Below are 15,296 nucleotides of genomic sequence, written 5' to 3' on the forward strand. Positions count from 1 at the left end.
GCACTGAGGAAACCACTTGTGCCAGATATGAAGCTCTTTGCAGGTAATGCCGTACCAGAACTTGCCCAGAAAGTCGCCGACCGTCTCTACACCAAGCTAGGAAATGCCAAAGTTGGCCGTTTCAGCGACGGTGAGATTAGCGTAGAAATTCATGAAAACGTCCGTGGCTCGGACGTTTTTATTATCCAGTCTACGTGTGCCCCTACCAACGATAACCTGATGGAACTTATTGTGATGATCGACGCACTGCGCCGCGCATCTGCAGGCCGTATTACTGCGGTAATTCCCTACTTTGGTTACGCTCGTCAAGACCGTCGAGTTCGTTCAGCAAGAGTACCAATCACTGCAAAAGTTGTGGCAGATTTCTTGTCAAACGTGGGTGTTGACCGTGTTCTTACTATCGATCTTCACGCTGAGCAAATTCAAGGGTTCTTTGATGTACCAGTAGACAATGCGTTTGGTACACCTATTTTACTTGCAGACATGGTAAGACGTGATTTTGCTGACCCCGTTGTAGTATCTCCGGATATTGGTGGTGTAGTAAGAGCTCGTGCAACGGCAAAACTGCTTAACGACACTGACTTAGCCATTATTGATAAACGCCGCCCTAAAGCGAACGTTGCTCAGGTAATGAATATTATTGGTGATGTTAAAGACCGCGACTGTATTATTGTGGATGACATGATTGACACTGGCGGTACGCTTGCAAAAGCGGCAGAGGCGCTAAAAGCCCATGGTGCTCGTAAAGTGTATGCTTATGCTACTCACGCTATCTTCTCAGGTAATGCAGTAACGAATTTACGCGAATCTGTTATTGATGAGATTATAGTTACCGACTCTATCCCGTTAAGCACTGAAATGCGCAAAATGGGTAAAGTAAAGCAGCTTACGTTATCTGAAATGCTGGCTGAAACCATTCGTCGTATCAGCAATGAAGAGTCAATCTCAGCGATGTTCGAGTACTAACCTACTCTCAGCCTTAGCGTCCTTGAGTAACTCAGTAGTACAGCAGAAAAAGCGAGCGTAAGCTCGCTTTTTTATTGCTAGAAGAAAAGAGGCCGCACCCTTTGTCAGTCGCTTATACTGTTGATAAAGCGCTGTATGCACTGATTAACGCTATCTGGCTGTTCCGCAAACACCATATGTGTAGCACCATCAACAACACTGAGACTCGCGTTCGGCAGCTGCTCGTTTAGAAAGCGCGAATATTTAACGGGCGTCATCACATCTTCGCTCCCTACTATCAATTGCACCGGTATTGTGATGTTGCTTAATTCATTCATCACATCGAAGTCGTTACAGGCTAGAAAGTCTGTAAGCATGACGGCAGAACCGTTTTCTTTCATCGCTGTATTTATTTGCGTTCTAAGCGGCTCATCTATTCCTTGATTAGGTGTAAGTAAAAACTCTGGCAGTGGCCCTTTTTTCTCTACTATTTCAGTAAGTGCACTTAAAAACTGAGGCAGTACCTTTAATCTTGAGCCACTACCAATCAATACCAGTGCCTTTACTCTGTGTGAATGTGCCAGCGCTGCTTGTAACACCACTGCACTTCCTAGGGAGTGCCCCACCAGCACCACATTATCTAAATTCTGCTTTTCTAAGGTAGTTAACACCCATTGAGACATGGCAGTAACACTTAAGAGTGCATCGCCCTCTGGGTGTCCAGGCAGGTCTACAGCCACACTATTTTGAAAAAAAGAAACCTGATGTGACCAAACGTGATGACTACAGCCGGAGCCATGTATAAAAACTAAATTCATATCGTGATTCATAAAAAGCAGTGTTACCGTAAATTTCACATCACCATATAACGAAACCTGTGGTTTTTCTATATGTTAGGTAACACAGGATGACTCTTTCTCTCGATATGAGTTCTTTGTGTGAGCTCTCTATGTAAGCTCTCTATGTAAGCTTTCTGTGTAAACGCTCCCTGCGTGCTCTTTCAAGTGGCTCTCCCTGTTAGCTCTTTGTAAGCGGCCCATGTCTGCTTTGATTTGTGGCTTGTACTCAGGTATCAATGCCTAACATCTCACATGGTCGTGAATATGGCACCTAACGGTATAATGAAGAACAGTCCACCAATATAAGCAGCACCATAGAGCTTTTGCTCCGCAGCCACTACCGATAATCGGTATGACAGATTAAGAGGAATTTCCCGCAATAGCGGTATGCCGTAAATAACGGTTACGCCCAGCACGTTATAAATTAAATGAACTAGCGCAATTTGAAGAGCAAACCCACTGTTCACCCCTACTACTCCCAACGCGGCAATAAGCGCAGTAATGCACGTGCCGATATTAGCGCCCAGGGTAAATGGGTAAATATCTCGCGCTTTTAAAATACCACTGCCTACCAACGGCACCATAAGAGAGGTAGTGGTAGATGATGACTGTACTAGCACTGTCATTACTGCACCGGAAGTAATACCTGAAATAGGCCCCTTCCCAATGCTTTTATGCAGCAGCTCTTTTGCTTTACCTACCATGAGAGACTTCATTATTTTACCCATATAGGTTATCGACAGCATGATAAGGCCAATACCAATGATAATTTTAGCCACGCCTGGATAGATGGAAGGTAAAAACTGAAGTAGGTTGGTCACCACATCGGTCACTGGCTGAGTGGCCGCCTTTATAGGGTTCACTCCTTCAAGTGACAACGACTGTGAAGTATTAAATAGCGATACAATTTCACCACTAAGATATTCTAAAATACCAAAAGCCATTTCTAGGGGTAGGAATATAAGTACAGACATAACGTTAAAGAAATCGTGAATAGTAGCGGCATTAAAAGCACGCTGAAATTCATCTTTGCGAGCGACATGACCTAAGCTCACCAATGTATTGGTAATGCTAGTACCAATATTCGCACCCATCATCATAGGTATGGCTATTGTAATAGGAAGGCCACCAGCCACCATACCTACAATAATCGAGGTTACCGTACTAGATGATTGAATAAGCGCGGTAGACACCATGCCAATAATAAGCCCCATAATAGGGTTAGACGCAAAGCTAAACAATTCTCTAGCGTGCTCACCCGTAGCATATTTAAAACCACTGCCTATCATGCTTACCGCAAGCAGCATGACATAAACTAAGAAAGCCAGCAGTAGCCAGCGCTGCCAGTTGTCGTGCTTTGAAAAGGTGCTTCGACCTACAACTTGAGGGTCATTAATTGACATAATTCATACAGATAGAAAAGTAATACTTAATACTATGACGCTCGTATGACACAAAAATGACGGATTACTCACCTACTCACTTACCAGCGCAATACACAGTATGAAAAGATGTTCAAAGGAACAAGAGTGAGTGGCCTAATAAGGGAAACAGAATTGATACAAAAACACCGGCGCAAGCGACCGGTGTTTTTAATGTAGTTTTTTTCTATAGAGATATTGAATCCGCTACAGCGAAAGTACTATACAGATAAGCTTGCCATATCAATAACAAAGCGATGTGCTACATCACCGGCTCTCAAATGATCGAAAGCTTCATTTACCTGCTCTGCTTTTATCACTTTGCATTCAGGGTGAATGCCGTGTTCAGCGCAAAAATCTAATACTTCTTGGGTTTCTTTGATACCACCAATAAGCGAACCCGCAACGCGGCGGCGACCCATTACTAGTGGCGCTGTCATAGATTCTTCCATAGGCCCTATTTGACCAACGATAACTAACGTACCGTCAATATCAAGCAGCGGCGTGTACTGATCTAAAGAATGCTTCACTGGAACAGTATCAATGATTAAATCGAACGTTGACGCAGCTTCTTTCATCGCCTGTTTGTCTGTTGATACCAAAATACCGTCAGCGCCACTTGATTTCGCATCTTTCGCTTTCGAATCTGAACGTGAGATAACAGTCACTTTGGCGCCCATGGCTACAGCCAATTTCACCGCCATGTGCCCTAGACCGCCCATACCTATAACACCTACTCGGCTGCCTGCTTTTACATTCCAGGTTTTAAGCGGTGAATAGGTGGTAATGCCAGCACATAGAATAGGTGCTGTTTTAGCAATATCTAACGCCTCGGGTACGCGCAAAACAAATTCTTGGCGAACCACAATATGTTTGGAGTAGCCACCTTGAGTAGTTTCACCAGAAATTCTGTCTGGCGCACCATAGGTAGGCGTCATGCCGTTACGGCAGTATTGTTCTTCACTGTGCTCACATTGGTCACACGTTTGACAACTATCTACCATACAACCGACGGCAACGTGATCGCCAACACTGTAATCACTCACGTCTGAACCAATATCAATCACTTTACCCACGATTTCGTGCCCGGGTACTAACGGGTAAGGTTGAGGCCCCCAATCACCATTTACCGTGTGCAGGTCAGAGTGGCACACTCCGCTGTATAAGATCTCAATGGCCACATCATTGTCGCGCAATGCTCTGCGTTCGAAATGATACGGTTCCATGTGGGCATCTGAAGAATGCGCTGCATAGCCAATTGTTTTCATGTAGACCTCGATAGTGTTTAGAATAAAGTCGAACAAACAGCATATACCCTTAATACGTTATCGTCATGACCTGTAAGGTGAAAAGAGGCCGCAGTGCTATGAAAAACGCAAATAAGTGGTTCTTGCTGTCTTTGCCATACTTCTCACCGTACTTCTCAGGTGTTTTGATTGCAGCACTTTCAATCTCAATCAGAAGGGTTTATGTTTAATAAAAACAGAGGATGTACCCATGACAATAAGAACTTATAAAACGAAAGCCCCCTATACACTTCTCATCTTAGCCGCAGCGCTCAGTATATCTGCTTGTACAGAAGAAGATAAAAAAGTGGAGTCGACAATGTACGAAAAAGAAGACGCTAAAACAGACAAAATAAAGGCGCAGGAAAACGCCCCCACTGAATTAAAAGCCGAGCCAATGACACAAGCTGAAGCTAAAGAAGTGAGTGTTAACGATAGTGTTACGTTGAAAGGCAGCATTATTTATAAAGAATTAGAAGGCGGCTTTTTTGCGTTTATTACTGAAAGCGGCGACCGGTTTACGCTACATGGTTTGGATGAGGATTATCATCAAAATGGCCTTATTGTTGAAATTGAGGGAGTAACCAAACCCGAAATGATGACCATTACACAATTTGGCACCGTGTTAGAAGTACTCAACGTTAAAGTGCTCGACACCAGCAAAGTTATTAACCGAGTTGAAACACAGTAATAATACTGACCGAGTGAGCACGCAATAATGAATGCGTGCTGATCGTAACTTCAATTTAAGCGTAACCATCTTTAATCAACAGAAATATTAAGCAAATGTAATTAAGGATGAACACAATGATAAACGCATATGCAGCAAAAGAACCCGGTGGAAAGCTAGAGAAATTTGAGTACGATCCTGGGGAATTAGCCAGTCATGATGTCGAAATTGATGTAGAGAGTTGCGGCATTTGCCATAGCGATTTAAGCATGCTCGACAACGAATGGGGATTTACTGAATACCCGTTTGTGCCAGGTCATGAAGTAGTTGGCACCATAAGCAAAGTAGGTGCACACGTCACCTCTTTGGAGATTGGACAACGTGTTGGTCTTGGTTGGCATGCAGGATACTGCAACAGCTGTCGTACCTGCGAAGAAGGCGATCATAATTTGTGTCAGCAAGCGACCATGACCATTGGCGGTCGACACGGTGGGTTCGCTGAAAAAGTACGTGCACAAGCCCGCGCAGTTGTGCCATTGCCTGAAAAGCTAGACGGCACGAAAGCCGGCCCGCTATTTTGTGGTGGTATCACTGTATTTAATCCCCTTGTACAATTTGATATTAAACCTACCTCTGAAGTCGGCGTTGTGGGGATTGGTGGTTTAGGCCACTTGGCATTGCAATTCTTGAATGCTTGGGGCTGTAAAGTAGTAGCATTCACCTCAAGTGAGTCTAAGAAGAAAGAAGCCCACGAATTAGGCGCTCACGACACCATTAATAGTCGCGATGAAGATGAGATACAAAAAGCCGAAGGCCGTTTCGACCTCATTATTTCTACCGTCAATGTAAAACTTGATTGGAACTTGTACTTATCAACGCTTGCGCCAAAAGGTCGTTTACATTTTGTAGGCGCAACCTTAGAGCCACTTGATATTGGCGCATTCAACCTTATCGGCGGTCAAAAAAGCGTTTCCGGCTCTCCTGTGGGCAGCCCGGCGACCATCAAAACTATGCTAGATTTTGCTGAGCAGCATGGTATTGAACCGGTAACTGAAACCTTCAAGTTCGACCAAATCAATGAAGCGGTTGAACGCTTGCGTGAAGGCAAAGCGCACTATCGTGTCGTGCTAACGAGATAGAGTATTGACGCGATAGAGTACTAACTTGATAAAGTACTAGCTCGGTAAAAAATTAGCGCGATACAGAAATAGTCCGATAGCAGTACGTTGGATCTATTTTATAGCCTGAGCGCTGCATTTACATAATTGGCATTTACATAATTGGCATTTACAGTATTGGCATTTATATCAGCGAAAACAAAAGCGCCCTACGAGGCGCTTTTTTACTGCCTCTACAATTGTAAGTTAGGGTGTGCGGTGGTAGAATTCGCCGCCCTTGAAAATCGGGGTCGTGGACTATTGGCTAATTATGAGTAATGTTCTTAGAGTATTTACTTAGGCCAACAGCGCGTTAACAGTGGGTTTTGGTCGCAAAAACCCACATCATTAACTTATTATTGGAGACATACAATGTCTGATTCAATTTTTAACCTAGACGCTTCTGTTCGTACAGACCTAGGGAAAGGTGCGAGCCGCCGCCTACGTCGCGAAGATAAGCTTCCTGGTATCATTTACGGTGGTGAAGAAGCACCTGTATCTATTACTCTTGATCACAACAAAGTGAACAACTCTGCTGACTTTGAAGCATTCTACTCTCACGTTCTTACATTGAACGTAGACGGTAAAGCGACTGAAGTACTAGTAAAAGATATGCAACGTCACCCGTACAAGCCAAAAATTACACACATCGATTTCCAACGTGTAATTGCTGGTCAAGACGTTCACACTAACGTTCCAATTCACTTCACAAACGAAGATAAGTCTGCTGCTATCAAAGCTGGCGGTATTGCTGAGCACCACGTAAACGAAATCGAAGTTACGTGTCAGCCTAAAGATCTTCCAGAGTTCATCGAAGTAGACATTGCTAACGTTGAAATGGACCAAACTCTTCATTTGTCTGACGTTACTTTACCAGCAGGTGTTAAATCTGTTGAACTTGGTAAAGACGACGAAGCACACGACCTTGCTGTTGTGACTGTTAAGCCAGCTCCTAAGGCTGCTGAAACAGATGAAGACGGTGAAGAAGAAGCTACAGAGGAATAATCCTCTTGGCTGATATTCGCCTTATCGTGGGTCTGGGTAATCCAGGCCCCGAATATGAAAATACCCGACACAATGCCGGCGAATGGTTTCTTAACCAGCTTGCTGACACCTACAATACCCCGCTAAAACCCGAATCCAAGTTCTTTGGAAAAGCCGCTCGAATTACTATTGCTGGTAAAGACATTAGGTTGCTCTACCCTACAACTTTTATGAATAAAAGTGGTCAAGCAGTAGCAGCACTTGCGAATTTTTACCGAATTGAGCCAGAACAAATTTTAGTGGCGTTTGACGAGTTAGACCTTCCTCCGGGAGTAGCCAAGTATAAAGTTGGCGGTAGCTCTAGTCAGAATGGTGTTCGAGATATTGTGGCAAGAATGGGTAACAATAAAGATTTTCTTCGCTTGCGAATTGGTATCGGTCACCCAGGACATAAAAGCCGAGTGACAGGACATGTTCTTGGAAAGCCTTCAGCAGAAGAAAAAGCGGCCATAGAAAGCGCCGTGGATGAAGCGGTACGCTGTACTGAAATCTTACTGAAAGACGACCTAAAACAAGCGCAAAATCGACTTCATGCTCACAAAGCGTGAGTTCGAGCCAGATATAACTTTTCCAGACAAGGATCCATACCATGGGTTTTAAATGCGGTATTGTTGGCCTACCCAACGTAGGTAAATCAACACTTTTTAATGCATTAACAAAAGCAGGTATTGAAGCGGCAAACTTCCCGTTTTGTACTATCGAGCCAAACACTGGCGTTGTTCCTGTGCCAGATCTTCGCTTGGATAAGTTGGCTAAAATCGTAAATCCTCAGCGTGTCATTCCAACAACAATGGAATTCGTTGATATCGCTGGGTTAGTTGAGGGTGCTTCCAAAGGTGAAGGCCTTGGTAACAAATTCCTAGCAAATATTCGCGAAACCGACGCTATTGGTCATGTTGTTCGCTGTTTCGACGATGAAAATATTGTTCATGTTGCTGGCCGTGTAAGCCCGCAAGACGATATCGACGTTATCAACACAGAGCTTGCGCTTTCTGACCTAGAAACAACAGAAAAAGCCCTGCATCGTGTGGCTAAACGCGCTAAAGGCGGCGATGCTGACGCGAAATTTGAAATGAAGGTGCTTGAAAAAATTAAGCCTCATTTAGATGAAGGTTTATTACTGCGTTCTTTAGAACTGACTAAAGAAGAGCATGCAGCGATTAGCTACATGAATATGCTTACCCTTAAGCCAACCATGTACATTGCTAACGTGAATGAAGAGGGATTTGAGAACAATCCATATCTTGATAAAGTACGTGAAATTGCAGAAGGCGAAAACGCCACGGTTGTCGCGGTTTGTGCTGCTATCGAATCAGACATTGCTGAACTTGAAGACGAAGAGCGCGAAGAATTCATGCAAGACATGGGGCTAGAAGAGCCTGGTCTGAATCGCGTAATTCGCTCTGGTTATGAACTGCTTACTTTACAAACTTACTTCACCGCTGGCGTAAAAGAAGTTCGCGCATGGACATTCCCTGAAGGGTCAACTGCACCGCAAGCTGCCGGTAAAATTCATACCGACTTTGAGAAAGGCTTTATTCGCGCAGAAATCGTTAGTTACGACCACTTTGTGGAGTATAACGGTGAGCAAGGCGCTAAAGACGCAGGTAAATGGCGTTTAGAAGGGAAAGAGTACATTGTTAAAGACGGTGACGTTATTCACTTCAGATTTAACGTGTAAGCCTTTAACGTGAGCCTACTTATTATGGGCTGCGAGTAGATAACGTTTTGAAAGCCACTCTTTAGAGTGGCTTTTTTATTTGGATTTTTGATTGTTGGCGCTTAGCGCTACTGATATAACAAGTATATAGAACACAAATAGGTATACCGATGTACTCTAGCACTCAATTAAGCTGTTCCTATAGAAAACAGCATACAGGCTCTTCTTTAAATAACGCCACAACAAATAATGTCATAGCCCCCTCTCCATCCAAGCCCCTAGGCTTACTTGGATTAATGATCGCCTGTGTAGTCGTCTTTGCAATAACATATAGTGCCAAAGCCCACAGTGCGGACAACCCAGTAGCACTAATGAGCGGCAGCAGTAACCATTGGTATAAAGTGCCGTCAGAGGATACGGTGACATTTACCACAGAGTACGGCGATGTCGTCATTGCACTTAACCCTAGTCTTGCGCCAAAACACGTAGAGCGCTTTAAAGCCCTTATTAAGTCAGGCTTTTACGATAAACAGTATTTTTATCGAGTGGTAGATGGCTTTGTGGCGCAGGCCGGCAGTAACGATACCCACGATAAAGAGCAGATTTCACCTGCGCTGTTAGCCGATATTCCTGCTGAATTTACACTTCCTTTGTCGCAAATCGTGGATGTTGTTGAATCCCGTGATATGTTTGCCCCGAAAACCGGTTTTTTAGATGGCTTTGCAGTTGGATTAGACGAACAGCGCGGTGAAATGTGGGGGCTGCACTGCCCAGGCACAGTGGCGTTTGCTCGTAACAGTGAAAAAGACACTGCTTCCACTGAGTTTTATATTGTGATTGGCCAAGCGCCTCGTCATTTAGACAGAAATATGTCTGTGGTGGGAAGAGTGGTAAGCGGAATGCCTGCATTGCAGAAGCTACCAAGGGGAGATGCCCAGTACGGTGGTGTAATACAAGAGGTCACCGATAACAGTAAAATAGGGCGAGCCCTCGTTCACAGCGATAATCACCCTAATTATTATATTCAACAGCCCAAGCACGAAGAATACCTATCGCGAACTAATACTGGCAAAACCTTAGATAATCCGTTTTTTCACGACAAGGTATACGCACCACGGCCCGTTGATATTTGTTACTACAAAACAAAAGCAACGCTTAATCCTTAATCTTTAATCTTTAATCTTTAGAAGCTATACCAGGGAGCTATATCGAGGGGCAATATAAAAGATATTGCCCCCTTTTGACGGTTAGGTTGGTCAAATTCACTGCGTTTTGCATGTTATTCGAACGGCCCCGCGCACATATTAACCATTTAAAAAAAGTTAGCAAAAAAGGGGTTGACGGGTGCGAGTCATATACGCATAATACGCGCCACTTCCTGAGAGGGAAGAGAAGTATGAAAGGCTACGTAGCTCAGTTGGTTAGAGCACATCACTCATAATGATGGGGTCGCAAGTTCGAATCTCGCCGTAGCCACCACTTCTCACTGTCTCTTTTAGGAATGTCTAGCTGCGCGGGAGTGGTGGAATTGGTAGACACGCTGGATTTAGGTTCCAGTGCTTCACGGCGTGAGAGTTCAAGTCTCTCCTTCCGCACCAAAGTTGGGGTATAGCCAAGTTGGTAAGGCAACGGGTTTTGATCCCGTCATTCGTAGGTTCGAGTCCTGCTACCCCAGCCAACTTTGTAACAGCTAGTGTCTATGCGGGAGTGGTGGAATTGGTAGACACGCTGGATTTAGGTTCCAGTGCTTCACGGCGTGAGAGTTCAAGTCTCTCCTTCCGCACCATTTGGGGTATAGCCAAGTTGGTAAGGCAACGGGTTTTGATCCCGTCATTCGTAGGTTCGAGTCCTGCTACCCCAGCCAAATTCTAGAGAGCCGCTCAAACGAGCGGCTTTTTAATGATTTGCAAAAGAAAGGCTAAGTAGCTCAGTTGGTTAGAGCACATCACTCATAATGATGGGGTCGCAAGTTCGAATCTCGCCTTAGCCACCATCTTTTACCTGTCTATTGGGATATAGCCAAGCTGGTAAGGCAACGGGTTTTGATCCCGTCATTCGCAGGTTCGAGTCCTGCTATCCCAGCCATATTGTGAAAAACCGCTTTCTTGAGCGGTTTTTTATTGCCTGAAATAAATGCTCCCTACTCTGCTTGCATATTTTTTCTTAAGTTATGCATAATTCATCACAATAACCGCCACTTTTATGGCTTTATTTGTGTTTAGGTCATGCTAGTATTACCGACTTCTTTGAATTAGACACTGTATTTACTCCAGCTTTTGTGAGCAGTTAAAAGCCATGTCTTTTCTAAAATACCTAAATAAAATAATAACGAAGGAAAGTGCGTGATAAACGAATTCGTTTCATTTGTGAATAATATTTTGTGGGGCGACGGCCAAGTTCTTATCGTTATGCTGTTAGTGTGCGGTATCTGGTTTACCGTAAAACTAGGCGGCGTGCAGTTACGGCATTTTGGCCACATGTTTGCGCTACTTAAAAACAGTAAAACGTCGAACGAAGAAGGGATAAGTTCCTTTCAGGCGCTATGTACCAGTTTATCGGCCCGCGTTGGCACAGGTAACCTTGCAGGTGTTGCCGTGGCTATCTCTCTTGGTGGGTCTGGCGCCATATTCTGGATGTGGATGATAGCGCTGCTAGGCATGGCCACCGGCTTTGCTGAAAGCGTACTCGGACAGCTATACAAAGTAAAAGACGAGAACGGCGAATTTCGCGGTGGACCGGCTTACTACATAAAACAAGGATTAAACAAAACTTGGCTAGCCGTTGCCTTTTCTTTGTGCTTGTTTTTTGGCTACGGATTTGTATTTAGTGCGGTACAGGCAAACACTATTACAGACGCGCTTAACAACGCCTATGCGTTTAAAAGCGAATATGTAGGCATAGCCATTATTTTGCTTGCCGCGCTCATTGTTGTGGGCGGTTTGCGCGGTATAGCGCGATTTGCAGAGTTCGTTGTGCCGTTTATGGGAATTGGTTATGTGCTTGTTGCCCTTACCATCACCTTTATCAACATCACCGAATTACCCGCCATGCTGCTAGACATTATTAAGTCGGCCTTTGGTCTTCAAGAAGCAGGAGCTGGTGCGCTAGGGGCTGCAATTAAAAACGGAATACAGCGGGGGCTATACTCAAACGAGGCCGGCAGTGGCTCGGTACCTCACGCAGCGGCAAGTGCGGCGCCAAACCCTAATCACCCGGTGTCTCAGGGCTACATACAAATGCTGGGTGTATTTTTAGATACGATGATTTTATGTACCTCTACCGCGTTCATCATTTTACTTGCTGGCGGTTCTAGTTCAGAACAAATGGAAGGCATACGGCTAACACAAGATGCAATGAGCAGCCATTTGGGCGAAGGTGGCACTGACTTTGTTGCTGCGGCAATAAGCTTGTTTGCTTTCACCTCGGTAGTCGCTAACTATGCCTACGGCGAGAGTAATCTGCACATGTTTAAACTAGATAACCGCGCAGGACGCGCAGCTTACACCATTGGTTATTTAGGCATGATTTACTGGGGTGCACAAGCAGCACTACCTCAAGTGTGGGCCATGGCCGATATGGCATTAGGCCTTATGACAGTTATCAACATTATTGCCATTGTTTGGATGACGCCTACCATTGTTTCTATCAGTAAAGATTACTTTAAAAAGAAAGACAGCGGAGAGACGGTGGAATACAAAGCCGGCGACTGCGAAATTCAAGGTAAGTCTGAAGACGGTATTTGGAAATAGTCAGACGCTCTCTTGGTTTGGCTAAGCTAACCTAAAGTTAGAACGGTCTTAAATAAGCCGTTAATGCGTATAATCGAAAAAGGGCCTATGTTTTTAAACATAAGCCTTTTTTTGTACGAGATATTTATTGGTGTAGGTTTCTCACTACTTTAGTAGGCTCTGACTAACTCAATTGCCTTTAATTTCTAACTTCTAACTCAGAAACTACAAGCTATAGCGCCACAGGCAGATGCCCAGTCTTCACCCAAATCACGGTTTCTTCATCAACAAACGGATGATGCTGACTCATATGCGGGTTTCGCATCCAGGTACCTTTAGGGTACTCACCCGCTTCATCTTTAAACGTGCCCGACAGCACAAATATCTCTTCACCACCAAAGTGCCGATGGGGTTTAAACACCTCTTTGGCTGGCCATTTAACCAGTGCAACATGCTCGTGTTCGAAGTTGTGCAGAGGCATAATCTGCAGGCCACCCTGCCCCTGTAGCCAGGGCGTATTATGTGTATCTACTCTAACTTCTTGAAGATCCCGCTGGTCGAACTGGTTTAATTTTACCAGTATTACACACCCTTCTTTACTAAACGGGCTATGCTTACTGCCTGGTGGATTACGTAAATACGTACCCGCAGGATAATCGCCATTCTCATCAGAAAACACCCCCTCTAGAACGAAAACCTCCTCGCCATAGGGGTGGCCGTGTTCACTAAAACTCGCGCCAGCTTCATATCTGACCACACTGGTAGTGTGCCCCGACTCTTTTGCTTCTCGTTCTAGCGGTTTTCGCCAAACAGTACTCGATGGCGATGCTTGCCATGGCATTGGCGTTGTATCAATCACCATCCGCTCATCAAAATTCATATTTAACATGCTACTTTTCCCAGCTAACGTTTTAATTTGCCGCTCATAGTTGGCACTGCTACGTTACATATTTATTTTGCGTCTGGTCGGCGCAATTCAAAGTAGTTACTTTCACTGATAGAGAAATAATCCCCCGCACCGCCGCCGCGCATCACGGGTTCACCCTTCAGCGTTTTGTAAACGCCATCTTCAATCAGTGAGGTATCGATGTGTACACCAACCACTTCTCCCATAATAAACCAGCTGTTCACCAATTCGCCTTTTGCCGATTTTAATTGAGTAATATCAGTTACCTTACACTCCATCGACACTAGGCTTTCTTTCACTCGTGGAACCGCAATAACCTGACTGCTGGCGGTGCCTAACCCTGATGCTGAAAACTCGCTTTCCTCAGGAGATAGAGGCCTACTCGTTTCGTTCATGGCATCAACAAGATGCTTAGATACCAAGTTCCAACAAAACTCTCCCGTCTCTCTAGCGTTATTAAGTGAATCTTTATCACCCACACTGGAAAAGCCGATAATAGGAGGCGTGTAATTCAATGCGTTAAAAAAGCTGTAGGGCGCTAAATTAAGAACGCCTTGAGTAGATTGCGTGGAAATCCAACCAATAGGTCGTGGCGCAATAATGGCATTAAACGGGTCGTGAGCTAAGCCATGCCCGTCTTTCGGCTGATAAAAATGTGTTGAAGACAAAACCATTCCTTCACAAATATTGTTAGTTTATTTATTGTAAACACAGGGGCTTACCCTAAACAGAAAAATCGTGACCAGTAAATCGACCAAACTTCGCTAGCGTTATAAATACATTTGCTACCAGTGATAATACGCGCGTTTTACTTATCCGATCGTTTTGGTCGTTTGTTTCACTCACTGACAATAAGGTAGTACATGAATCCTCGCAATGTTGCATTTTCTCGAACTCGTTTAACCGAACTCATGGTGCCCTCCTACGCTAATTTTGGCGGCAAAGTGCATGGCGGTATTATTTTATCGCTGATGGATAAGGTGGCTTATGCATGCGCGAGTAAACACGCCGGAGCGTATTGCGTTACCGTTACCGTAGATGGCGTAGAGTTTTTACAACCCGTAGAAGTAGGTGATTTACTGCATCTAGATGCCACAGTGCATTTTGTTGGCAATACATCCCTTGTAGTAGGCATTAAAGTAACTACTGAAAATATTAAAACGAACAACGTTAAACACACCAATAATAGCTTTTTCACTATGGTGGCAAAAGACGATAGCGGCTCACCAGTGCAAGTGCCAGAATTAGCACTTTCCAACCATAAAGAAATGCGCAATTTCGTTACTGCGATTAGACGCAGCAAAATACGTAAAGAAGCACAGATAAAACTTCAGCGTGATTATGACGCATTTATTCCTGAAGAAGATTTTGCTTTAGTTGACAAGCACCGAGGCAACATCACGTTTGACAAGAACAGTTGATGTTAAAAGAGGAGTTCTTAAAAGAGTTGGCTTAAAGGAACTGGCTTAAAGGAGTTGGTTTCAAGAGAGCTAACCTTTAAAAACGTGTGATAAGAATGTGGCTAATGTAGAGCAGCAGTGAGCGTTAAACGTATAGCGTTAACAAACAATAATATAAAGAAACCTCGCTGCACATTATAGAGCAGCGAGGCTTTTTTAAGGCAAAGTATCAGGCGGTG

14 protein-coding genes and 7 tRNA genes are annotated in these 15,296 nt (G+C 44.3%); 16 read left to right on the plus strand and 5 right to left on the minus strand.

Translation table 11 applies throughout. The features are described from left to right. The first annotated feature begins 27 nt into the window (after positions 1-27). Positions 28-966 carry a ribose-phosphate pyrophosphokinase gene (locus GTQ48_RS05650; protein ID WP_235207744.1) on the plus strand — a complete coding sequence of 313 codons (939 nt, stop codon included), beginning with the start codon at positions 28-30 and terminating at the stop codon, positions 964-966. Between the two features lie 104 nt (positions 967-1,070). On the opposite strand, the gene GTQ48_RS05655 is transcribed toward GTQ48_RS05650, so the two are convergent. The 3 genes from GTQ48_RS05655 to GTQ48_RS05665 all read right to left on the minus strand — a co-directional run bounded on the left by GTQ48_RS05655 (position 1,071) and on the right by GTQ48_RS05665 (position 4,473). After that, positions 1,071-1,763, minus strand: a complete 693-nt coding sequence (locus GTQ48_RS05655; protein WP_163105568.1) for an alpha/beta fold hydrolase — start codon at positions 1,761-1,763, stop codon at positions 1,071-1,073. A 269-nt stretch (positions 1,764-2,032) separates the two neighbouring features. Further along, positions 2,033-3,187 carry a Na/Pi symporter gene (locus GTQ48_RS05660; protein ID WP_163105569.1) on the minus strand — a complete coding sequence of 385 codons (1,155 nt, stop codon included), beginning with the start codon at positions 3,185-3,187 and terminating at the stop codon, positions 2,033-2,035. A 239-nt stretch (positions 3,188-3,426) separates the two neighbouring features. Then, positions 3,427-4,473 (minus strand): NAD(P)-dependent alcohol dehydrogenase, encoded by a 1,047-nt coding sequence (locus GTQ48_RS05665; protein ID WP_163105570.1) that lies wholly within the window; start codon positions 4,471-4,473, stop codon positions 3,427-3,429. Positions 4,474-4,702: 229 nt separating this feature from the next. Between GTQ48_RS05665 and GTQ48_RS05670 the strand changes: the two genes are divergently transcribed. The 14 genes from GTQ48_RS05670 to GTQ48_RS05735 all read left to right on the plus strand — a co-directional run bounded on the left by GTQ48_RS05670 (position 4,703) and on the right by GTQ48_RS05735 (position 12,771). Further along, positions 4,703-5,182, plus strand: a complete 480-nt coding sequence (locus GTQ48_RS05670; RefSeq protein WP_163105571.1) for a ribose-phosphate pyrophosphokinase — start codon at positions 4,703-4,705, stop codon at positions 5,180-5,182. A 116-nt stretch (positions 5,183-5,298) separates the two neighbouring features. Then, complete coding sequence (gene ahr, locus GTQ48_RS05675) at positions 5,299-6,300, plus strand: NADPH-dependent aldehyde reductase Ahr (protein ID WP_163105572.1); 1,002 nt, start codon at positions 5,299-5,301, stop codon at positions 6,298-6,300. A 390-nt stretch (positions 6,301-6,690) separates the two neighbouring features. After that, positions 6,691-7,323: a 50S ribosomal protein L25/general stress protein Ctc gene (locus GTQ48_RS05680; RefSeq protein WP_163105573.1), complete on the plus strand. Its 633-nt coding sequence runs from the start codon at positions 6,691-6,693 to the stop codon at positions 7,321-7,323. Positions 7,324-7,328: 5 nt separating this feature from the next. Then, a complete protein-coding gene (gene pth, locus GTQ48_RS05685) occupies positions 7,329-7,910 on the plus strand; it encodes an aminoacyl-tRNA hydrolase (RefSeq protein WP_163105574.1) in 582 nt (193 codons plus the stop codon). Positions 7,911-7,951: 41 nt separating this feature from the next. Continuing rightward, positions 7,952-9,043: a redox-regulated ATPase YchF gene (ychF, locus tag GTQ48_RS05690; RefSeq protein WP_163105575.1), complete on the plus strand. Its 1,092-nt coding sequence runs from the start codon at positions 7,952-7,954 to the stop codon at positions 9,041-9,043. A 350-nt stretch (positions 9,044-9,393) separates the two neighbouring features. Continuing rightward, positions 9,394-10,188 carry a peptidylprolyl isomerase gene (locus tag GTQ48_RS05695; protein ID WP_239060013.1) on the plus strand — a complete coding sequence of 265 codons (795 nt, stop codon included), beginning with the start codon at positions 9,394-9,396 and terminating at the stop codon, positions 10,186-10,188. Positions 10,189-10,424: 236 nt separating this feature from the next. After that, a tRNA-Met gene (locus tag GTQ48_RS05700) sits at positions 10,425-10,501 on the plus strand. A gap of 34 nt (positions 10,502-10,535) precedes the next feature. Beyond that, a tRNA-Leu gene (locus GTQ48_RS05705) sits at positions 10,536-10,620 on the plus strand. Positions 10,621-10,624: 4 nt separating this feature from the next. Next, positions 10,625-10,700, plus strand: a tRNA-Gln gene (locus tag GTQ48_RS05710). Between the two features lie 23 nt (positions 10,701-10,723). Next, positions 10,724-10,808 (plus strand) — tRNA-Leu (locus GTQ48_RS05715). A gap of 2 nt (positions 10,809-10,810) precedes the next feature. After that, a tRNA-Gln gene (locus GTQ48_RS05720) sits at positions 10,811-10,886 on the plus strand. A 52-nt stretch (positions 10,887-10,938) separates the two neighbouring features. After that, positions 10,939-11,015: transfer RNA gene (locus tag GTQ48_RS05725), tRNA-Met, on the plus strand. Between the two features lie 16 nt (positions 11,016-11,031). Further along, positions 11,032-11,107, plus strand: a tRNA-Gln gene (locus tag GTQ48_RS05730). A 257-nt stretch (positions 11,108-11,364) separates the two neighbouring features. Further along, complete coding sequence (locus GTQ48_RS05735) at positions 11,365-12,771, plus strand: alanine/glycine:cation symporter family protein (RefSeq protein WP_163105577.1); 1,407 nt, start codon at positions 11,365-11,367, stop codon at positions 12,769-12,771. Positions 12,772-12,982: 211 nt separating this feature from the next. Here GTQ48_RS05735 and GTQ48_RS05740 read toward each other — a convergent pair whose 3' ends face one another. Together GTQ48_RS05740 and GTQ48_RS05745 are read right to left on the minus strand one after the other, a co-directional pair. Further along, entirely contained in the window at positions 12,983-13,639 is a 657-nt protein-coding gene (locus GTQ48_RS05740; RefSeq protein ID WP_163105578.1) for a cupin domain-containing protein, read from the minus strand. A 62-nt stretch (positions 13,640-13,701) separates the two neighbouring features. After that, a complete protein-coding gene (locus tag GTQ48_RS05745) occupies positions 13,702-14,325 on the minus strand; it encodes a flavin reductase family protein (RefSeq protein ID WP_081926597.1) in 624 nt (207 codons plus the stop codon). Between the two features lie 195 nt (positions 14,326-14,520). Here GTQ48_RS05745 and GTQ48_RS05750 point away from each other — a divergent pair, with 195 nt between their 5' ends. Next, positions 14,521-15,078: an acyl-CoA thioesterase gene (locus tag GTQ48_RS05750; RefSeq protein WP_163105579.1), complete on the plus strand. Its 558-nt coding sequence runs from the start codon at positions 14,521-14,523 to the stop codon at positions 15,076-15,078. Positions 15,079-15,296 lie beyond the last annotated feature (218 nt).

It is taken from the genome of Alteromonas genovensis, assembly GCF_010500895.1.
Lineage (GTDB): Bacteria > Pseudomonadota > Gammaproteobacteria > Enterobacterales > Alteromonadaceae > Alteromonas > Alteromonas genovensis.